A 19,703-nucleotide genomic window follows, 5' to 3' on the forward strand; every position below is an offset into this window, starting at 1 on the left:
ATGGCGCTCAGCTTCATACGATAGCCCCGGCCGTTTTTCTCTTAAACTGCTGAAAGACATTTTCAGACCGGACGGGGTAAACTTCCCGGTTTGCGATTTGATTAATAATAACCGCGTTCCGGTGCGCTCCAAGCCCGAGGTCCGGCGCTCCAACACCATGCGTGTGCATCTCGCCGTTTTGAATAAAAACATAGCGGTTCTGCTCAGCCTGCACTGCACGGTACTTTTCATCAATTTGCATCCGCCCGTATTCATCACGCTGCAGATAAGCTTCGATTCCTCTTAGAAATGGCTGAGGGGATGGCTGGTAGCCTGTCGCAGCGATCAGTGCTTCTGTTTCTTCTGTATACTCTGTGCCGTAGTTAATCTCCTTCAAAAACAGTTTTATATCGCCAGCCGGCGTACTACCCATACTCGTAAGTTCCGTATTTGCCTGAAGAACTATATCCTGGCTTTCCCCTCCAATTGTCTGCTCATACAGCTCGTCATATACGGCCGCAATCGTATCAGCGCTGATCCCTTTATACAGCAGATCCTGCTTCTCGAGCAGCTGCTCCTTTGTGTAAGGGTCAAGGTGGTAAAAATAACTAGTATAATCCGGCGAAAAATGTTCAAGTCCGAGCTTGGAATATTCCATCGGGAAAAACCCCGATGACCTCGTATACCAGCGGAGGCTGTATCCATATTCCGGCCGTTTCTTTAACAGATCGAGAAAAACTTCAGCGGCGCTCTGACCAGAGCCTGCCACTGTGATGCTCTGCTTTTGGAGCAGTTCCTTCCGGCGGTAACGGTAGTCTGCAGAGTGGCAAACATCTCTTCCGTTTTCCATCCATGAGGGAAGCGCCGGCTTCGTACCGGTACCCATTACCACATGCCGGGAATGGAAGCACCTACTTTTCCCTGTGCCAGTATTTTCTGTTTCTACTTTATACAGCCCGTTCTCCTTCAAAAATTCCACCTCGACAACCCGCTGCCCAAACCGGCAGGAGGAAAGCTTTTCAGCTGCCCACCGGCAGTAGTCATTGTATTCGCGGCGCGGAATATGAAATTTCTCATAGAAATAAAAATGATATAATCTTTCCTTTTCCTGCAAGTAATTTAAAAAGGAATAAGGACTCTTTGGATCAGCCAGCGTGACCAAATCCGCAAGAAATGGAACCTGAAGGCTGGTGCCTTCGAGCAGCATACCGCCGTGCCATTCAAATCTATCGTTTTCATCCAAAAATAGACCCTTCACTTCCGGTACATTTTCCACAAGTGCCGCCATCCCCAGGTTAAACGGTCCAATTCCTACCCCTAATACATCGTATATTTCCTCAGCCATCGCGGTCTCCTCCTTCATATGTCCCGCGGGTGCAGACCATTAAAAGTCCACGTTTGTCAGGCAGATCCACCGGCTTTACAGGCTCAAATCCCGCTTTTTTAAACACATGAATCATTTTGCCGTTGGTAATATCAGGCTCAGCGATCACCCGATTTGTTCCAGGATGGTCAAACTGCATCGAAAGCATAGCTTCTAAAAGCGGCAAGGCAAGTCCCCTACCTGTTTCTTCAGGTGGCCCAATTAAAAGGTGAACGCCCTGATCCTCCGGCTCCGCCTCGTAATAGGAACCAATTATGTCGTCTGCTGCCCAATACACCTCCCAGTAGCTGATCGGGCGGCCATCAAGCTCCCCGACATATAGCGATTGATGATTATCCGCCAGTGCCTTTCGAAGATGCGCTTGATAGCTGCTTTTACTTATATTCAGCTGCCAGAATGGTACGACATGCGCCTCGTGCATCCACCCGTGCAGAAGATCCAGATCAGATTGTTCATCCACCTCACGAAACTGAAGACGTTCATCCAGTTCTTCTCCCGGATCCCGGCTAAAAATATGGTAATTAGATTGCCTCGTTTTCATGCTGCATGCACTCCTTTGCAGTCAGTGGATTTGAAATATGAATATAGACAGACTGTTCGGCAAGGGACCCCACCAATTCGTCCATGTCGAAAAAGCGGGTCAGCAGATTGCCCTTGGACGGGATGCTTTTGTATTCAAGAAGACTTTGGGTCAGGCGGGAACGGCCGAATGCTTTTTCTGCATCTTCAAGCTCCTCTCGGAGTATTTGCAGCAGTTCCGCTTCTTCAATCAGGCCTGAAGCTCCGAAGCCGTTAATCAGCCCAAACAAATGGTTGATGAAGAAGTAATAGCGGAAGCGTTCATCTGCAATATCATCTGCGCATACAGTGTCGCTTGAAGCATTCAGCTCCGGCACATACTTTTTCAAGTGCGCTTCCTTTGAGTGGGCAAAATAGTAGCCCTGATTGTCCCGGTAATAAAACACTTTCGGATAGCCGCCGGTAAAACGAACGACAGAATTCTGCTGGTGGGCTTCAAGCGCAATGCCGTGAGTCATATACAGCCAGAGCATAGGATGCAGGGATATTGATAAGTACCGCCGGAACCAGTCCCTGCTTACTTCGGCAGTGCTCCGGTTTTCCGCCCGGGCAAGACCTCGAATCATGTTGCTGAGCATACTGCCTTCCCCGTATGCATCGTGGACAAGCCCTGCGGCCAGTGACACCTGGTCATCCATATTTTCCTGAAACGGATTGCGCCGGATAATCGTTTCCAGGCCTGTTTCTTCTTCACCTTTAAGTGTGATATATGCTGGATCACGTATAATTTCAAACTCCGGGAAAAACTGTGCTGCATCTTTTCCAATCCGGCTCTTCATCAGCTTTTCCACTTCTATACCGCGCGCCAGTTCTTTTTTTTGATTCGCACGCAGTGAATTAGTAACCTTCACCGGAATTGAAACCTTAAACATATACGGTGACTGCTCGTGATAGAGGGTCCGGATCGAGGAAGTCGCTGTGAAGCTTCGGCCTGCCGGGCCAAGATAATCTAATTCTCCGTGTTCCATTTTCCGTTGAATCGACTCCTCTCGGAGCATAGCTTCTGCCTGAAGCGGATGTACCGGCAGCAGGGCATATCCATCATCCAGACGGCAGTAGTGTTTTTTAAATAATTCCTCTGTCTCCGGGGCATTTTGAAGATCTTTTTTTACGATATCTGCCGCTTTTTCTTCTTCCATCGAGGCTTCCTCTACCTGTGCTGACGGAGCCCGGAAAAAATGTAGCTGAAAACGTCCTTTTGTTTCCGGGGAATACAGTTCAGTTTCCTCCTTACGTTCCATACCCTGCCGGCTTTTAGGGGTCGGGTGCAGCAGGTGCCCGAGTAAAAGGCTCTGCTCTGAATCAATATAGCGGGAGATAACTTCTCCTTTATCCTCCCTGCGTGCTTCTAAAAACAGCTCTATGAGTTCAAAGCTTTGCAGTACGCGCTGCATCATTTCTTCCTGCCCTCCCTTATTAGCGTATGCAAGCGAAAGTTCCTTCAAAAGCAAAGCCCCGGTGGTCAGCACATCCAGTTCAACTAGAGAACTGCTTTCGTTGGTTCTATAATAAAGTGGAAAACGGAAAAGATGACGATGTGTCAGGGACCGGTATTTAACCGGGAGTATCAGCTCTATCTCCTGATGAGAAAGCTCCACACGGCATTCCTTCTCTCCCCAGGCACCGCTTCCGGTCTCGCGCAAATAACAATTAAGAAGGCTCTGCATCGAAGCCTCTGCTGCTGTTTGTTTAGTATTCACTTCTTCTGCCCCTTTCGTATGACTTCAATTTCCCGGCCCATTTCAATCACGGCCTGAATCACGTGATCAATATCCTCCTCTTCCGTTAAAGGATTGATCAGCGTGCACTTTAAAAACTGCCTGCCATCTACTTTCGTTTTGGCAATGACTGCTTCACCTGAAGCATACAACCGCTGCTGAATTTCTTTATTGACCTCGTCTTCTTCCCTTTCTTCAAAGGAGCTTTCTGTACAGTATTTAAACACTACTGCATTCATTTCTGGTTTCATTACCAGATACAGGTTCGGCTCATCGTTAATTTTTTCCGCGAGACGCCCCGCCTGTCTTAAGCCCTTCCCGATCATTTCCGCCCATTTTTCCGTGCCCAGGGTCCGCAGCGTCATCAATATTTTAAGTGCATCAAAGCGCCGGGTCGTCTGCATTGAATAGTCCACGAGGTTAGTAAAGCCCTCCTCGCTGTCGTCTTCTGGGTTCAAATAATCCGCCCTGTGTCTGATAAAACGAAAAGTGTCCTGGCTCCTAACCAAAAAAGCCCCGCAGCTGACTGGCTGATAGAATAATTTGTGAAAATCCACCGCCAGGGAATCTGCTTTATGCACCCCGTCGAGCTTTACAGCCTGATTGCTGCTGAGCGCCAAAGCTCCGCCGAAGGCGGCGTCCACATGCATCCATAAATTTTCTTTGTCTGCTGTACGTCGAATCTCCTGGAGCGGGTCAATGCTTCCAAAATCAGTAGTGCCGGCCGTAGCCACTACGGCAATGGGATGGTCACCGGACTCCCTTGCCTCCTGAATGAAGGCTTCAAGCTTACCGGCGTTCATTTTTTTGTGCTCATCTGTCGGCACCCCTACTACTGACCGCTCTCCGAGGCCAAGCTGAACAGCCGATTTTTTGATGGTGAAGTGCGCCTCCTCTGAACAAAAAATCTTGAATCTGGATGCTTCCGAAGGAAGACCATCGACTTTCACATCATGTGACAACTCCCGGGCGCAGTATTGGTCTCTTGCAAGCAGCAGCCCCATAAAATTCGACTGAGTCCCTCCAGTCGTAAATGTTCCCGCAGCGGTTTGAGGCAGCTGATACAATTCACACAGCCAGTTCACCACCTCTGTCTCTACTGTTGTCGCTGCCGGGCTTTGATCCCAGGAATCCATCGATTGATTTAGAGCGCTCACGATCAAATCTGCACACACCCCGGATAAAAGCGGCGGGCAGTGCAGATGTGCCATCGCATGAGGATGGCTGATGTTTAAGGAGCGTTTCATAATATGCTCCATTACTTCGTCAAGCACACTGTCAAAAGTATGTTCATGCTCTATGCCGTGAAAGAATTGTTTTACCTGCGGTTCTTCTTCTGCGGCCACAGGACTTTCATTTTCATTAAAAAAATTCGCTATATAGGCAGAAGTCTGGGTTAACATTTCGAGCGTTCTTTGCTTATCACCGATGTTTGTTAGAAATTCATTATCAAATGCGGTGTGCGACTCTTCCTTTACAACCGGCATACCGTCTCCTCCATGATCTATTTTTTATAGATAATGAAAATCATTATCAATTAATCCGAAAAAATAAAAGCTCTGTTTCAAGCTGTTAATTACTATGTACACACTAATTGAAAATGATTATCAAAGTCAACAACTGCTGTGGAATTGATACAAAGGTTGGTATCGACCCGTTGAACGGTTTAGGTCTATTACCCTTTCTCCCGTCCAAATCGTGACTTAATATTCACCTGCTTTTAAGAGCTCACGTCGTTAGTTTAAAAACACCCCTATGAGGTAATAAGCCGTGTATCAACAACTATCATCAGGAGGTGCAGCAATTGCTCGTACGCACAAAAGATTTTCAGGCATTTTGGATCTCAGCCACCGATGAAGAAGCAATCGGCTCCATTTCCGACGTCTATTTCGATTCCAGAGGCGAATGGAAGGTACGGTTTCTCGTCGCTGATACCCGCACGTGGTTTGTGGGAGGAAAGGTTCTGCTCAGCCCCCAGCTGATCAGCCGTCTCGACCTTGCCGGCCAGGCCATTCAGATGAATGCCTCGAAAGACCAGATTAAAGACAGTCCGAAGCCGGATGAACACGAACCTATTTCCCGTTCCTACGAAGCTTCTGTTTTAAATTATTACAACTTAGAGCCTTACTGGATTCCAACAGCCGGAAGTACCGGAACCGGACCGGTTATGCCTGTAGGCGGCCCGTTCGCCCCTAACGATGATGACGATAATAATGCACGTCCCGCTCATGACACTGCCGTTACCGGTGCGGAAGAAAACGAAATGGAAGCTGCCCGGAACAAAGAAGACTACTACCTGCAGAGTACGAAGGATCTTCGCGGCTATGATGTCGATGCAGGCGGTGAAAGTATCGGCACGATCTCTGACGTGGTTTTTGACACAAACGACTGGAGCGTTCAGTTCATCGAGGTTGATACTGCCGGTGCACTGTCAAGTGACCACTCTCTCGTTCCAGTGGAATGGTTTAATCAGTTCAGTGCCATGGACGAAAGTGCCACCACCAGTGTGAGCCGCGAAGCGGTGGAAAATTCACCTGATTACGAAGCATCTATGACATTAACCGATGATTACGGTGAAGAAATCCGCCGTCACTTCGGCAGCCCCTCGAATAGATAGATGAAAGTTGTCCGCTGTTTTAAAGCAGCGGGCTTTTTATATCTGCCGAATCCGGAACCGCTGTAATATGTTAAAATAAATAAACTAATAATCCTTCAAACAGCTCAGGAGTGGACTACCTATGGATAAAAAAGATATTGCCGACCTTCGCAGGCAGTTAAAAACAGACAATGATCTACTCACGATTTCCGACATCTTTAACGTTTACATAATGAAAGAAACGACCGATATTTATCACCATCAGAGTCAGCCGTTCGAAATGCTCGACAGCGACCAGCAGGAGCTGTTTATGGCCAATTTTAAAAAAGTTCTCACCGGGCAGCTGGATGAAAAATTATTCGAGCTGAAATTTCAGCAGGACGTTGAAGATTCCAGCCAGCTCATTCTCCACAAAGGTCTTTTAAGCCGTAATGTTGAAGACTGGAAGGAACAGATGCTTCGCATGACCGAAAAAATGATTGAAGACCACCCGTATGAAAAAGACACCGTAATCACCTTTATCCGTGCCGATTATTTAAAACCGGCAAAACAGCGGAATGAGGAAGCAGAAACGAGCGACCGCGATGCAGTATATTCCAATTCCTTTATTCTCTGCAGCATCAATAAGACAGAAGAGCCGAAAAAAGAAATGCAGTTTGATTACATTGAGAAGGAATTCAAATACAAGGTCGAGGCCGATCCGGTCATTGATCTTAAACATCCGTTGGCCGGCTTTTTGTTTCCCGCGATGACGGAAGGGGCCGCTGACGTCAATCATGTACTCTATGCAGCTTCAAAGCCCAACGAACCCGACTACCGGTTTATCGAGGATGTGCTGAACGGCGAAGAGATCGTCACCGCCAAAGAAAACAAAACAGTATTTGAGGATATAGTAAGAGACGTGGTCGGCGACCAGATGAACCCCACCACACTTGCGAACGTCTACGGCGAAATTCACCGGGTCGTCGAAGAAAATGAAGAGGATACCCCGCCGACGCTCGACTATAAAGATGTCGAACGGGTGCTCCAGCAGAGCGGTGAGCAGGTGGAGACCGACAAAGTAAAAACAGCGTTTCAGCGGGTGACCGATAACGAAACCTATGAGCTGAAAGCAAGCAGCATCGTGCCGAAATACAATTCCAAATCCATTAAAATCAACACGAAAATCGCCAATATTGCGATCAGCCCGCAGGACCTCGAATACGTAAGACAGGTCAACTATCAGGGAAAACGCTGTATTATGATTGAGATTGAAGAGGACGCAGAGATCGAAGGCTTTAAAATGCTGCCGGAGGCTTTTGGCGAAGATACTCAGTAATAAAACAAGGAAGGCCCCGGGCGGGACCTTCCTTGTTTTTTAATATACAGCTGGGCCGGCGGCTTTTTTTTGCATACTCCCTCTTACTTTCGCACTAATTTTGTGGCCACTTCCACATGCGTTGTCTGCGGGAACATATCCACCGGCTGGGCTTCTACGACCTCGTATCCGCCTTCCACGAGATGTTTTAAATCCCGGGCAAGTGTCGCCGGGTTACAGGAAACGTATACGATACGTTCGGGATCTACCTCGAGCATCGTATCAAGCAGCTGTTCGTCACAGCCCTTCCGCGGCGGATCCACAACAACGACGTCCGGGCGCAGCCCGTTTGCTTTCACCCACCACGGCATCACTTCCTCTGCTTTTCCTGTCGCAAAGGTTACGTTATCAAAATGATTCAGCTGGGCGTTTCGCTTAGCGTCACTCACGGCCTGAGGAACTACCTCCACGCCGTACACTTCACGCGCTTTTTCTGCAAGAAACAGCGAGATGGTTCCGATGCCGCAGTAGGCATCAATAACCGTTTCATAACCGCGCAGATCTGCGTACTCCAGCGCTTTATCATACAGTGTTTTTGTCTGGACCGGGTTTACCTGGTAAAAGGAGCGCGCGGAAATCGCAAATTTCACATCGCCAATGTGGTCGTAAATATAGTCTTCGCCCCACAGCGTTTTTGTCCGGTCGCCAAAAATGACGTTGGTTCGTTTCGTATTCACGTTTTGAACGATGCTTGCGGTATCCTTTACTTCATCACGCACAGCTTCGATAAAAGCCTGCTCCTCCGGTATTTTTTTACCGTTTGTAATGAGGACAATCATCAGCTGGCTGGTGGTAGGTGCATAACGCGTCACGACGTGGCGGAGAAAGCCTCGTCCGCTTTCTTCATCATAGGCGCTCATGCCAAATCGGTCGGCGATCTCTTTCACCTGCTGGACGGCAGCGTCGTTTTCCTTCTGCTGAATGATACACTCATCCATGTCAATAATGTTGTGCGTCCGCTTTTGGTAAAATCCTGCTTTTAACTGGCCGTCCTCTTTTACCCCAATCGGCACCTGGGCCTTGTTGCGGTAGCGCCACGGATCCTCCATCCCGATCGTATCGTGGACCACTGTTTCGTCGAGGCCGCCAATCCGTTCAAACGCATTCTTCACCTGCTTATGCTTATAGCGGAGCTGGGCATCGTAGGTCATATGCTGCAGCTGGCAGCCTCCGCATTTCACATAAATCGGGCACGGCGCTTCCGTTCGTTCGCTGCTTTCTTCAAGAACAGTAATAAGCTTGCCAAAGCCGTAGCCTTTTTTTGTTTTAATAATCTTTGCCTGAATACGCTCACCGGGCAGGGCATACGGGATAAACAGCGCATACCCGTCGATTCTTCCGACCCCGTGACCTTCGTGAGTTAAATCCTCGATCGTCGTCTCTATTAATTCATTTTTTTCTACCGGGGCTTCCGGCTTATTTTGCTTGCTCATTATTTCGTTCCTTCCGTTCATTCTAGTCTGTCAAAAAAATTGTAACACAGGAGTGGTTTGGCGTCCGTCTGTTCGCACGCTATAATATAGGAATACTATAAGCAAATGAAAAAGAACGGAGAGATACATATGGACATCCGTCTGATTGAACCATCGGATGCGAACGTTCACCTGGCGTTCAGTCAGCAGCTCGATAATGAAACATCTTATATGCTGATGGAGCCAGGAGAGCGAAAGCCAACAGCCGAGCAGCATCAGCATATGGTGAACGAGTTTATCATGAAGGATCATCTTGTGCTTTTTATTGCGGAAGATGCAGGTGTGGTGGTTGGCCACGCGATGGGCGTCGGCGGCAGCACCATCCGCAACTGCCTGACCGCCTCTGTCGTTATAGGGATCCTGCCCGCTTATCACCGCCTGGGTCTTGGAAGACGGCTCCTTGAGCATATCGAAGCATGGGCCGGAAAGCGCGGGCTTCACCGTCTGGAGCTGACCGTAATAGAAGAAAATACCGGGGCGCGTGTACTCTATGAACGCTTCGGCTTTCAGATTGAAGGCGTTAAACAGGACTCGCTTTTCGCCCACGGGACATACGTCAATGAAATTATGATGGCTAAGCTGCTGTAGAAAGGAGCACCAACCTTGCGCATTTCATTTGAAGCAATTTATGAGCTGATTCTTGCCGCTCTCTTAATATTTTCCTTGACGGTAGACCTGCCGCCTGACCAATCCAGGGCGCTTGATATATTTATTTATGTTTTATTTGTAATTGATTTCAGCGTCCGCTTTTTTGCGAGCGACAACAAGTGGCAGTACATTAAAAGCAATCCGCTTGAGCTGATCGCCATTTTGCCGCTAGGGGAAATCTTCCGGGCTGCCCGCCTCATCCGTCTGCTGAAAATTCTGCGTCTGATCGTGCTGTTCAGCCGCCGGCATTCCCTGCTTGATGTCTTTTTCTCCAAATATCAGGTGGACCGGGCAGTGATCATTGTCGGCGTACTGCTGTTTGCGGCCAGTCTTTCCATGCGCTGGATTGAACCGGACTTTCATACATACGAGGAAGCGCTCTGGTGGGCGGTGGTGACAACCACCACAGTCGGCTACGGTGATTTTTATCCGGTAACGACTGCCGGCCGGATTATTGCAAGCATCCTGATGATCGTCGGCATCGGACTGATCGGCATTGTTACCGGTACTGTAGCTGCCTTTTTCTCTCATGATCACCGTACGCTTCCGCCGGAAGCCCGGCACGTGCAGGAAACGCTGAACCGCTATCCGGAGCTTACAGCAAAAGAGATGGATGATATGATCGCTTCGCTTGAAAAGTGGAAGGAACGCTACAAAAAAGAGGAAGATCAATCATCGTAATTGTCTTCCTCTTCCACGCCCACCACCTGGCTGCGGCGTTCAAGCAGCACCACGTCGCGCCAGCGTCCCTGCATTTTGCCGATACGCTCCCGTACACCTACCTCTCGGAAGCCTTTACGCCGGTGAATACGCAGGCTATAGTCATTTTCAGGAAAAATGCCGGCCTGCAGCATCCAGTAGCCTTCTGCTTCCGCTTTTTCAATTAATGCTTCCAGAAGCGTTCCACCCACACCACGGCCGCGTTCATCCTGGTGAATATAGACACTCGTTTCGCCTACGCCTTCATATACTTCCCGGCCGGAAACCGGGGCGAGCGCTGCCCAGCCGATTACTTTTTCAGTTGTAGTGTCGATAGCAACGAGACGGCAGGCCAGATCGTGCGTCGCTGACCAAAGCTCCCATGACGGCGCCTCCGTTTCAAATGTCGCATGCTCACTCATAATTCCCATTTCGTATATGTCCCGGACTTCAGGCCAATGCTCCTTTTGCATTCTCGCTATGTAATAGTCCACGTGCATCTACCCCTTATCCTGCTTTTTTTCCTAGAATAACATACCTGTTTTTCTTTTGTTTATTTCAGCGTCCGCCTGCAAATTGTTTACAATTTAATGAACAAAGGAATACCTTTCACGTAACCTGTCTCTCTGCCGCAGGGAATTATACTTATGAAAAGGACGTGTTCGCATGAAGTACCGTCGATTAGGGAACTCCGGCGTAAAAGTAAGTGAAATAGGCCTTGGCAGCTGGCTTACCTACGGCTCCTCCGTGGAGGACCAGACTGCTGGTAACATTATTCACCATGCGTATGAAAACGGCATTAATTTCTTTGACACGGCGAACGTCTACAATAAAGGAGAAGCGGAAAAGGTCGTAGGCAAAGCTTTAAGCTCCTACAACCGGGACAGCTACGTGCTGGCTTCGAAGGTGTATTTTCCAATGGGAGACGGTCCGAACGACCGCGGACTCTCCCGCAAGCACATTATGGAGCAGTGCGATGCCAGCCTGCAGCGGCTCGGTACGGATTACATGGATCTGTATCAATGCCACCGCTATGATCCCGATACCCCGCTGGAGGAAACGCTGATGGCGCTTGATGACCTTGTGCGCCAGGGTAAAATTTTGTACTACGGCTTCAGCGAATGGTCCGGTGCCCAGATCAGCGATGCGGCACATATTGCTGATAAACGAAATCTTCACCGGCCGGTATCGAACCAGCCCATCTACAATATGCTCGTACGCTATATTGAAAAAGAGGTCCTTCCGATCAGCGAACGTGAAGGGCTCGGACAGGTCGTCTTTTCCCCGCTTGCTCAGGGCATTTTAACCGGCAAATACCGTCCGGGCGAGCAGCCTCCGTCCGACAGCCGTGCTGCCAATTCAGATATTAATTTCGCTATGGAACGCTTTATGGATGACCGGATTCTCGAAAACGTCGTAAAACTGGAGAATTTAGCCCGTAACGAGCTCGGCGTTAAGCTTTCCCAGCTCGCCCTCGCCTGGATTCTCCGAAAACCTGGCGTAAGCTCTACCATTGTTGGAGCGAGCCGTCCCGAACAGCTCGAAGAAAATTTAAAAGCTGCAGAGCTTGAACTTCCGGACAATCTGCTCGATGAAATCGACAGCACCCTTCAGGAAATCGAAGATGTGACCTCCAGGCTTCATTAAACACTATCCCGCCGGAGCCGGCGGGATTATTTTTATATTCAGAACTTCTATATTTTCATTATTTTTAAATGGTGCTATAATGAACTTGTGTAAGCGTTTCCAATTTTTCTCTAAAACGAAGGAGGATTTTGCATGAGATACGATGCACCAAACACCCCCGAAAGCCTCGTACATTTTAAAAACAAATACGATAACTTTATTGGAGGCGAATACAGAGCGCCGGCCCAGGGCGAATATTTTGATAACGTCAGTCCGGTTACCGGTACCGTTTTCTGTCAGATTGCCCGTTCAACGAAAGAGGACGTTGATGCGGCAGTGGCAGCAGCCAATAAAGCAAAAGAAGCGTGGGGCAAAACGTCCACGACCGAACGCTCCAATATTTTAAATAAAATGGCGAACCGGATGGAAGAAAACCTTGAAATGCTGGCCGTTGCCGAAACATGGGAAAACGGCAAAGCTGTCAGGGAAACACTGAATGCTGATATCCCTCTTGCCATCGATCATCTTCGCTACTTCGCAGGCGTTATTCGTGCCCAGGAAGGAACAATCGGCCAGATCGACGATGACACTGTAGCATATCATTTCCATGAGCCGCTCGGCGTTGTCGGCCAGATTATTCCGTGGAATTTCCCGATTCTTATGGGGATCTGGAAGATCGCTCCTGCGCTTGCTGCCGGCAACTGCATCGTTCTCAAACCGGCTGAACAGACACCAGCGTCGATTTACAAGGTGCTTGAGCTCGTTGAAGACCTTCTGCCGCCAGGCGTTCTGAACGTAGTGAGCGGCTTCGGGGTTGAAGCCGGCAAACCGCTTGCCCAGCACGAAGGCATTGATAAAGTGGCATTCACCGGGGAAACGACGACCGGACGACTGATTATGCAGTACGCTTCGGAAAATATAATTCCGGTAACGCTCGAGCTTGGCGGCAAATCACCGAATATTTTCTTTGAAGACGTAATGGCCGAGGACGATTCTTATCTCGACAAAGCAATCGAAGGCTTCGTCATGTTCGCCTTGAACCAGGGGGAAGTGTGCACGTGTCCATCCCGTGCTCTCATTCAGGAATCCATTTACGATAAATTTATTGAACGGGCTATTGAACGCGTTAAAGCCATCAACGTCGGTCATCCGCTCGACACCGACACGATGATGGGCGCCCAGGCTTCCAAGGAACAGCTCGATAAAATCCTTTCCTACCTGGATATTGGGAAACAGGAGGGTGCAGAGGTTCTGGTCGGCGGTGAAGCAGCCCAGGTCGACGATGAAGACCGTTCACAGGGATATTATGTGCAGCCGACCGTATTTAAAGGCCATAACAAAATGCGCGTGTTCCAGGAAGAAATCTTCGGACCTGTGCTGAGTGTGACTACCTTTAAAACGAAGGAAGAAGCGATGGAAATCGCCAACGATACGCTGTACGGACTTGGGGCCGGCGTCTGGTCGCGTGATATGAACACCGCATACCGGTTCGGACGCGCGATCCAGGCTGGCCGTGTATGGACGAACTGCTTCCATGACTATCCGGCGCATGCTGCGTTCGGCGGCTATAAAAAATCAGGTATTGGCCGGGAGAACCACAAAATGATGCTCGACCATTACCAGCAGACGAAAAACCTTCTGGTCAGCTACAGCGAACAGCCGAAAGGATTCTTTTAAGCGGCCGGAAGCATTAAAAAGGAGGATGTCTCATGGCAGTAGAGCGTGTAACCGCTACTGACGCTGCCCTTGAACTAATCAACAGATTGACAAAACGGCACGGTCCGTTAATGTTTCACCAATCCGGCGGCTGCTGCGACGGCAGCGCCCCGATGTGCTACCCGGAAGGTGACTTTAAAACGGGCAACAGTGATATGTATATGGGAGATATCGGCGGGGCACCGTTTTATATGTCGAAGGATCAATTTGAATACTGGAAGCACACACAGCTGATTATTGATGTTGTCGACGGCCGGGGTGGGATGTTTTCTCTAGAAGGACCGGAGGGTAAACGGTTTTTAACCCGCTCCCGGGTATTTTCCGAAGAAGAACGCACAGAGCTCGAACACAATTCTACTGTTTAAACATTCAGGCATTCTGCATTTGCGCAGAATGCCTGTTTTCTGTCCGGTGTGCCTATTGTCATTTTAGGTATTTCTTATTATTCTATAATTAACAAAGAAATAAGCACCGTTTGAGGGCGCGCTACAGTAAAGGATGAAGGCCTATGCATCATTCATCAACATCACCGTTCAGACCCTTCCCCACCCTGGAAACGTCAAGGCTCCGGCTTCGGGCCCTTCGTTATTCAGATCTTGAAGATATTTACGAATACGCCTCCAATCCGCTGGTCTCCCGCAACGTTTTGTGGGACACCCACAGAAGCCGCGGGGAAACAAAAGATTTTCTGGATATCACGATGAATTCCTATAAATACGGCGACCGGGCGCCATTTGGCATCGAACGCAAGGACTCCGGCAAAGTAATCGGCACCATCGATTTTGTGCATTGGGACCGGGGCCATGCCGCCGGGGAAATTGGCTACACGCTCGCCCCGGATCATTGGAATCAGGGGTTCGGATCGGAAGCGGCACGGGAAATTATCCGCTTCGGCTTTGAAGATATGGGCCTGCATCGGATTGAAGCCCGGTGTTTCACCGAAAATACAGCCTCTGCCAAGGTGATGGAAAAGGTTGGCATGGTGCATGAAGGCACACTGCGCCGCTCACTGTTGATTCAGGGGGTACGGCGGGATGTGATGATTTACGCTATTTTAAAAACAGAATGGAAAAGCTATTAAAAAAACAGCCGGCAATGCGGCTGTTTTTTATGGGCAGAACAGTTCGATATGCTGGTACAAATTTTCAAACGTCGCCGGCAGATGGCCGCCGTATTCCCCGTCAAGATTCAGCTGCATGTCTTCTTTTGCCTCAATACGAAGCTGTTTTGCTTTAAAATATTTAATTTTGGGATTTTCCAGATGCCTCCCGCGCAGAGCCTGGCGCAGCAGCTGGCTGAATTCAAACATCGTCATTTTCTGTACGATAAGCACATCAAAATAACCGTCGTTGTATTCTGCCTGTGGTAGAAGTTTTTCAAAACCACCGACGGAGTTAGTGTTGGATACGAGAAACATTGTAATTTCTTCCTCGAGAAGCTTTCCATCGTATTCAACAGTCGTCATCTGCGGGTGCAGAGACCAGAATTTCTCAAATCCTTTAATGAAATAGGCGGCCTGCCCCAGCGCCGTTTTCAGCCCCTTCGGAGTGTCATAGGTGAGCTCCGTCAGCTTCCCCCCCGCAGCAATATTAATAAAGTACGAGCCATTCGCCTTTCCTACATCAATGCCCTGGGTGCGCCCGCGCACAAATACGTCGCAGACCTCTTTGATTTCTTTTCCCTGCAGTCCAAGGGCCCGGGCAAAATCATTCGTCGTTCCGGCCGGAATAAGTCCTACTTTGGGGCGCCATTCCTGTTCAGCGATTCCATTAATGACCTCAAAAATCGTTCCGTCCCCGCCTGCGGCAATTACGGCTTCGAACCCATCCTGTGAAGCGCGCCGTGCCTCATCCCGGGCGTCACCCTCTCCCCGGGTCATAAAGGCTGATGTTTCGTAACCTGCCTGCTCCATCCGGTCTAATATATAAGGCACCTGCCGCTCCATCTGCTCTCTTCCAGACGTTGGATTGTAGATTACTCTCGCTCGTTTTCGCATATTATAACCCCTATTACATCGAAGATTTCAATTCATTTGGCTAATATATAAAAGAACTATCTTTGTCCGTCATTGTTACATGCATTACTAATTAATTGTATACTATTGTTAATTCATTAAACAGTAGCGGCTGTGGGGTCGATATTTTTTGGCTTAAACTTGGAATATTGCGCAAAGGTAGCCCTTTGAAATCGCAGGTAATTTTCTTCTATAAAATCATAAAACATCTTTTGCCCTTTATCTTTCAAGATAAACATAGCTTTTTCCATAGACCGTAAAGCGTTCGCATATTCGCCCATATAAAATAAAGCTACACCCTTTTGGTAATAAAGTTCACCTAACAGATACACTGATTCTATGTCGTATATATACTTTACCCCTTCATTTGCGACCTTCAGGCTTTTTTCAAACTGCATGGCTTTGGAGTATACAATGCACAAATTCATATAAATTTTTGTTTTGGAAGTATCCCATTGCGCTACGGGAAGTTTTGTATAAAGAGCAAGAGCCTCATTAAAATAATAAATGGCGTCTTTATACTCGTTCATATCCATATATACTGTACCAATATTTATATATATACCAATATCTTCTTCTGTGATGCTTAAAGAACCTGTATCCACATCCAGGGCTAACTGTAATAATTCCAGAGATTCTTCTTTTTCAAGTGTTAATTTAGAGTGACAGGCAGCTCTTTTCCATAACAAAAACTTAAGATGGACAGGCTTTCGAAATAGTGGATTTTTTAATTCCTGTCTAATGATTTTCATTGCTTCTTCTAATTCATATATACGTACCAGTTTATCAATTTTATCCTTAGTTTCCTGTATATAGTTAAATCGGGGAGCTTCGTGATCTTCAAAAAAATAGTTGATCTTCACTCCTAATTTTATTGCCATTTGATGGAGGATATCTGCGGTCGGCTGCATTTCCCCCCGCTCAATTTTGGAAACAGCTCTTTGAGAACAAATATTTTCAGCCAGTTCTCTTTGACTTACTTCGTAGTACTGTCTTAAATCTTTTAATTTTTTCCCAACATTTGAATCTTCCATACAACCACCTTTTAAGAACTATAGTTCTAATCACTTTAGATTTTACCACAATTCTAGAGCTTTGCCCTAATTATTGGGCAATGAATGCATTAGAAGCCCAAAGATATTTATATTCGTATATGTCATAATGCATATAGAAAATAATTACAGAGTTTCTTGTAGGAGGGTTGTTTTCAGTGAAAGCTAATTTAATTAAATTGACTGTAGCTATAGGGTTAGTAACAACGGCTGGTGCTGCTGGCGATTTCCAGTTACTAGTTAACTTGCCGGGAATAATGTAATTATTTTTAAATAATTGTAAACCGTCACCCTCGACACACGTTTCACACCATTAACCAAGCTTACCCCTGTTATATTTTTTGTATCCCTTGCAGTTTAGCTGGCAGGGGATTCTTTTTTTACTTATTAACTGACCATTTATCGGCATTGGAGGAGCGGCCATGCATCCGGATCAACATATTGCTTACTTTGTAGATCAATTTTTGTACCAGCTGGATCATGCAGATGATCCAGCCGAGCTCTGCCAGCTCCGCGATCAGGTGTTTGAACAAGTCGCCCTTATTGGTGCCCGTCTCCCTTATATTGAAATGATGGGTACACTCTGGCACAAACACCCCGCCACCCTTAAGGAAGCACTCGAGGAAGAGCCTGTTTGTTATGGTCTTTTAATTGATACGTTTCAGCACGTTTCTCCGAATCAGTTTGTGTATATGCGCTGGCGGCTGTACGAATGGGCCAGGCTTTCTGCGTGAACAGAAAATGGGTTATATTCGGCAAAATATCGGGAAAATACTCTCCACCTATAGTTTACGGAGGGGATAAAAAATGGCTGAGTTTACCGTGGATTCCCAAATATACCTTCGTCCGTTTAAAGATAAGGACGCTGCCGATTATCTGCAGCTGGTGGATGATAATCGTTCATACCTGCGCCATTGGCTGCCCTGGGTGGATAAAACACGTGAGCTGCGCGATGTACTCCGTTTTTTTGAACACCGGGCTAAACTTGCCCGCCGCGGCACCTCCTACACGTTTGGTATCTGGTACGAAGGCAGGCTCGCCGGGGCGATCAGCTTCAACCACGTGTACCGGCTCACCCGGCGCACTGTCATTGGCTACTGGCTCGCCGCCCCCTTTCAGGGAAGAGGCATTATGACCCGGGCGGTACAGACATTGACTGATTATGCCTTTCGGGATATTCATCTCCGGCGTGTGGATATTTGTGTCGCTCCAAATAACCGTCCCAGTCGTTCAATTCCGGAGCGGCTCGGCTTTGAAAAATATAAATATGTGCGCAATGCCGAATGGCTGTACGACCATTATGTCGATCACGTTGTCTATACGATGCGTTCGCGCTTCTGGCTTCCAGCTATTCTCGGGCCCGGAATGGAGCATACAAAAACCCCGCAGGTTTAAATCTGCGGGGTTTTCTGTTTAGCGCTGTTCCATGCCTTCAAGAATTAAAGAGTTTACCATCTGCGGATTGGCTTTCCCTTTCGTTTCCTTCATCACCTGGCCGACTAAGAAGCCGAGCGCTTTGTCTTTTCCATTTTTGTAGTCTTCAATCGACTGCGGATTGTTATCCAATATGCCGTCAACTACCTGCTTCAGCTCTCCTTCATCAGAGATCTGCATAAGCCCTTTATCTTTTACGATCTGTTCCGGATCGCCGCCCTGCTCCATTACATCTGCAAAAACCTGCTTGGCAATTTTGCTTGAAATGGTGCCTTTTTCAATGAGTTCAATCAGCTTGGCAAGCGACTCCGGCGTGAGAGCCGTCTCGTCGATATCCATATCGTTGTTGTTTAGATACCCGCTTATCTCGCCCATCAGCCAGTTGGCTGTAAGCTTGCTGTCCGCTCCGGCATCAACAGTTTCCTGGAAAAAGTCTGCGATGGCCTTGGACTGCACCAATACTGATGCATCGTATTCGGAAAGACCGAAGTCCTCGATATAACGCTTCTTCCGTGCGTCGGGAAGTTCAGGAATTGATGACATGATTCGTGATTTCCAGTCTTCGTCGATATAGTACGTGACCAGATCCGGTTCCGGGAAGTAACGGTAATCATCCGAGCCTTCTTTGATACGCATCAGAATTGTTTCTTTTTTCGCGTCATCCCACCTGCGCGTTTCCTGCAGTACTTCCCCGCCAGAAAGCAGTTCTTTTTCCTGACGTTCTTCTTCAAATGCCAGTCCTTTTTGCACATTCGTAAATGAGTTCAGGTTCTTCAGCTCAGTTTTCGTGCCAAATTCCTCCTGCCCTGCCGGACGGATGGAAATGTTCGCATCACAACGGAGCGATCCTTCTTCCATTTTGCAGTCGGAAACGTCGGTATACTGCAGAATCGCTTTTAATTTTTCCAAATAAGCGTAGCCTTCCTCCGGCGTCGTAATATCCGGCTCTGACACAATTTCAATCAGAGGTGTGCCAACACGGTTAAAGTCAACCAGAGAGTGGCCGCCGTCTTCGTCGTGCGTGAGCTTTCCGGCATCTTCTTCCATGTGAATACGGGTAATACCGATACGCTTCGGTCCGTTTTCTTCTGTTTCAATGTCAATCCACCCGTTTTCTCCGATTGGCTGGTCAAACTGGGAAATTTGATAAGCTTTCGGATTGTCGGGATAAAAGTAGTTTTTACGGTCGAATTTCGTTTCCCCGGCGATATCGCAATTTAATGCAAGCGCTGCTTTCATGGCATAGTTGACCGCCTGCTCATTCAAAACCGGCAGCACCCCCGGATGGCCCAGGCAGACCGGGCACGTATGCGTATTCGGAGGAGCACCAAATTCGGTTGAGCAGTTGCAGAAAATCTTTGTATTTGTTTTTAACTCTGCATGGACTTCGAGTCCAATGATTGTTTCAAAGTTCATGGTCCTGGTTCCT

The 19,703-nt window shown here is 47.9% G+C and carries 19 protein-coding genes; 10 read left to right on the forward strand and 9 right to left on the reverse strand.

Going from position 1 to position 19,703, the window contains the following annotated elements; translation table 11 throughout:
* Positions 1-13 precede the first annotated feature (13 nt).
* The 4 genes from ACTRXG_RS13220 to ACTRXG_RS13235 are packed head-to-tail and all read right to left on the reverse strand — an operon-like array spanning position 14 to position 5,147.
* A complete protein-coding gene (locus tag ACTRXG_RS13220) occupies positions 14-1,324 on the reverse strand; it encodes a lysine N(6)-hydroxylase/L-ornithine N(5)-oxygenase family protein (RefSeq protein ID WP_474285381.1) in 1,311 nt (436 codons plus the stop codon).
* A complete protein-coding gene (locus ACTRXG_RS13225; protein WP_474285382.1) occupies positions 1,317-1,904 on the reverse strand; it encodes a GNAT family N-acetyltransferase in 588 nt (195 codons plus the stop codon). The genes ACTRXG_RS13220 and ACTRXG_RS13225 overlap by 8 nt, the downstream gene beginning before the upstream one ends.
* A complete protein-coding gene (locus ACTRXG_RS13230; protein WP_474285384.1) occupies positions 1,885-3,642 on the reverse strand; it encodes an IucA/IucC family protein in 1,758 nt (585 codons plus the stop codon). The genes ACTRXG_RS13225 and ACTRXG_RS13230 overlap by 20 nt, the downstream gene beginning before the upstream one ends.
* A complete protein-coding gene (locus ACTRXG_RS13235) occupies positions 3,639-5,147 on the reverse strand; it encodes a pyridoxal phosphate-dependent decarboxylase family protein (protein ID WP_474285386.1) in 1,509 nt (502 codons plus the stop codon). Before ACTRXG_RS13235 ends, ACTRXG_RS13230 begins: the two co-directional genes overlap by 4 nt.
* Positions 5,148-5,464: 317 nt before the next feature.
* Between ACTRXG_RS13235 and ACTRXG_RS13240 the strand changes: the two genes are divergently transcribed.
* Positions 5,465-6,277, forward strand: coding sequence for a PRC-barrel domain-containing protein (locus tag ACTRXG_RS13240; protein ID WP_474262438.1), 813 nt, complete (start codon positions 5,465-5,467; stop codon positions 6,275-6,277).
* Positions 6,278-6,398: 121 nt separating this feature from the next.
* Positions 6,399-7,574 carry a DUF4317 domain-containing protein gene (locus tag ACTRXG_RS13245; protein ID WP_474285387.1) on the forward strand — a complete coding sequence of 392 codons (1,176 nt, stop codon included), beginning with the start codon at positions 6,399-6,401 and terminating at the stop codon, positions 7,572-7,574.
* 83 nt (positions 7,575-7,657) lie between these two features.
* Here ACTRXG_RS13245 and rlmD read toward each other — a convergent pair whose 3' ends face one another.
* Positions 7,658-9,046 (reverse strand): 23S rRNA (uracil(1939)-C(5))-methyltransferase RlmD, encoded by a 1,389-nt coding sequence (rlmD, locus tag ACTRXG_RS13250; RefSeq protein ID WP_474285389.1) that lies wholly within the window; start codon positions 9,044-9,046, stop codon positions 7,658-7,660.
* 105 nt (positions 9,047-9,151) lie between these two features.
* Here rlmD and ACTRXG_RS13255 point away from each other — a divergent pair, with 105 nt between their 5' ends.
* On the forward strand, positions 9,152-9,673 hold the full coding sequence (locus tag ACTRXG_RS13255; protein ID WP_474285390.1) for an N-acetyltransferase family protein: 522 nt from the start codon (positions 9,152-9,154) through the stop codon (positions 9,671-9,673).
* A gap of 15 nt (positions 9,674-9,688) precedes the next feature.
* The gene (locus tag ACTRXG_RS13260) at positions 9,689-10,414 is read left to right on the forward strand and encodes a potassium channel family protein (protein WP_474285393.1); all 726 of its coding nucleotides are present in this window, start codon (positions 9,689-9,691) and stop codon (positions 10,412-10,414) included.
* Here the strand turns inward: ACTRXG_RS13260 and ACTRXG_RS13265 are convergent.
* Entirely contained in the window at positions 10,402-10,926 is a 525-nt protein-coding gene (locus ACTRXG_RS13265) for an N-acetyltransferase family protein (RefSeq protein WP_474262443.1), read from the reverse strand. The two genes, ACTRXG_RS13260 and ACTRXG_RS13265, sit on opposite strands and share 13 nt — an antisense overlap.
* Positions 10,927-11,098: 172 nt before the next feature.
* On the opposite strand from ACTRXG_RS13265, the gene ACTRXG_RS13270 reads away from it, so the two are divergent.
* The 4 genes from ACTRXG_RS13270 (at position 11,099) to ACTRXG_RS13285 (ending at position 14,855) form a co-directional block, all read left to right on the forward strand.
* Positions 11,099-12,079, forward strand: a complete 981-nt coding sequence (locus ACTRXG_RS13270) for an aldo/keto reductase family protein (RefSeq protein ID WP_474278767.1) — start codon at positions 11,099-11,101, stop codon at positions 12,077-12,079.
* Positions 12,080-12,211: 132 nt separating this feature from the next.
* Positions 12,212-13,735, forward strand: coding sequence for an acetaldehyde dehydrogenase ExaC (exaC, locus tag ACTRXG_RS13275; RefSeq protein WP_474262445.1), 1,524 nt, complete (start codon positions 12,212-12,214; stop codon positions 13,733-13,735).
* 32 nt (positions 13,736-13,767) lie between these two features.
* Positions 13,768-14,139, forward strand: coding sequence for a DUF779 domain-containing protein (locus ACTRXG_RS13280; RefSeq protein ID WP_474278769.1), 372 nt, complete (start codon positions 13,768-13,770; stop codon positions 14,137-14,139).
* 143 nt (positions 14,140-14,282) lie between these two features.
* On the forward strand, positions 14,283-14,855 hold the full coding sequence (locus ACTRXG_RS13285; protein ID WP_474262447.1) for a GNAT family N-acetyltransferase: 573 nt from the start codon (positions 14,283-14,285) through the stop codon (positions 14,853-14,855).
* 27 nt (positions 14,856-14,882) lie between these two features.
* Here ACTRXG_RS13285 and ACTRXG_RS13290 read toward each other — a convergent pair whose 3' ends face one another.
* Together ACTRXG_RS13290 and ACTRXG_RS13295 are read right to left on the reverse strand one after the other, a co-directional pair.
* Positions 14,883-15,770: a diacylglycerol kinase gene (locus ACTRXG_RS13290; RefSeq protein ID WP_474285395.1), complete on the reverse strand. Its 888-nt coding sequence runs from the start codon at positions 15,768-15,770 to the stop codon at positions 14,883-14,885.
* A gap of 116 nt (positions 15,771-15,886) precedes the next feature.
* Entirely contained in the window at positions 15,887-16,822 is a 936-nt protein-coding gene (locus ACTRXG_RS13295; protein WP_474285396.1) for a tetratricopeptide repeat protein, read from the reverse strand.
* A 440-nt stretch (positions 16,823-17,262) separates the two neighbouring features.
* On the opposite strand from ACTRXG_RS13295, the gene ACTRXG_RS13300 reads away from it, so the two are divergent.
* Both ACTRXG_RS13300 and ACTRXG_RS13305 read left to right on the forward strand, forming a co-directional pair.
* The gene (locus tag ACTRXG_RS13300) at positions 17,263-17,574 is read left to right on the forward strand and encodes a hypothetical protein (RefSeq protein WP_474285397.1); all 312 of its coding nucleotides are present in this window, start codon (positions 17,263-17,265) and stop codon (positions 17,572-17,574) included.
* A 73-nt stretch (positions 17,575-17,647) separates the two neighbouring features.
* A complete protein-coding gene (locus ACTRXG_RS13305; protein WP_474262451.1) occupies positions 17,648-18,235 on the forward strand; it encodes a GNAT family N-acetyltransferase in 588 nt (195 codons plus the stop codon).
* 18 nt (positions 18,236-18,253) lie between these two features.
* Here ACTRXG_RS13305 and gatB read toward each other — a convergent pair whose 3' ends face one another.
* Positions 18,254-19,690 carry an Asp-tRNA(Asn)/Glu-tRNA(Gln) amidotransferase subunit GatB gene (gatB, locus tag ACTRXG_RS13310; RefSeq protein WP_474285398.1) on the reverse strand — a complete coding sequence of 479 codons (1,437 nt, stop codon included), beginning with the start codon at positions 19,688-19,690 and terminating at the stop codon, positions 18,254-18,256.
* Positions 19,691-19,703 lie beyond the last annotated feature (13 nt).

Source organism: Marinococcus sp. LNSP9103-4, from assembly GCF_056034345.1.

Bases quoted from the DNA above. Each gene is read 5' to 3' on its own strand.
- ACTRXG_RS13220 (WP_474285381.1), bottom strand. From the start codon at position 1,324: ATGGCTGAGGAAATATACGATGTATTAGGGGTAGGAATTGGACCGTTT.
- ACTRXG_RS13225 (WP_474285382.1), bottom strand. From the start codon at position 1,904: ATGAAAACGAGGCAATCTAATTACCATATTTTTAGCCGGGATCCGGGA.
- ACTRXG_RS13235 (WP_474285386.1), bottom strand. From the start codon at position 5,147: ATGCCGGTTGTAAAGGAAGAGTCGCACACCGCATTTGATAATGAATTT.
- ACTRXG_RS13245 (WP_474285387.1), top strand. From the start codon at position 6,399: ATGGATAAAAAAGATATTGCCGACCTTCGCAGGCAGTTAAAAACAGAC.
- rlmD (WP_474285389.1), bottom strand. From the start codon at position 9,046: ATGAGCAAGCAAAATAAGCCGGAAGCCCCGGTAGAAAAAAATGAATTA.
- ACTRXG_RS13255 (WP_474285390.1), top strand. From the start codon at position 9,152: ATGAAAAAGAACGGAGAGATACATATGGACATCCGTCTGATTGAACCA.
- ACTRXG_RS13270 (WP_474278767.1), top strand. From the start codon at position 11,099: ATGAAGTACCGTCGATTAGGGAACTCCGGCGTAAAAGTAAGTGAAATA.
- exaC (WP_474262445.1), top strand. From the start codon at position 12,212: ATGAGATACGATGCACCAAACACCCCCGAAAGCCTCGTACATTTTAAA.
- ACTRXG_RS13280 (WP_474278769.1), top strand. From the start codon at position 13,768: ATGGCAGTAGAGCGTGTAACCGCTACTGACGCTGCCCTTGAACTAATC.
- ACTRXG_RS13285 (WP_474262447.1), top strand. From the start codon at position 14,283: ATGCATCATTCATCAACATCACCGTTCAGACCCTTCCCCACCCTGGAA.
- ACTRXG_RS13290 (WP_474285395.1), bottom strand. From the start codon at position 15,770: ATGCGAAAACGAGCGAGAGTAATCTACAATCCAACGTCTGGAAGAGAG.
- ACTRXG_RS13295 (WP_474285396.1), bottom strand. From the start codon at position 16,822: ATGGAAGATTCAAATGTTGGGAAAAAATTAAAAGATTTAAGACAGTAC.
- ACTRXG_RS13300 (WP_474285397.1), top strand. From the start codon at position 17,263: ATGCATCCGGATCAACATATTGCTTACTTTGTAGATCAATTTTTGTAC.
- ACTRXG_RS13305 (WP_474262451.1), top strand. From the start codon at position 17,648: ATGGCTGAGTTTACCGTGGATTCCCAAATATACCTTCGTCCGTTTAAA.
- gatB (WP_474285398.1), bottom strand. From the start codon at position 19,690: ATGAACTTTGAAACAATCATTGGACTCGAAGTCCATGCAGAGTTAAAA.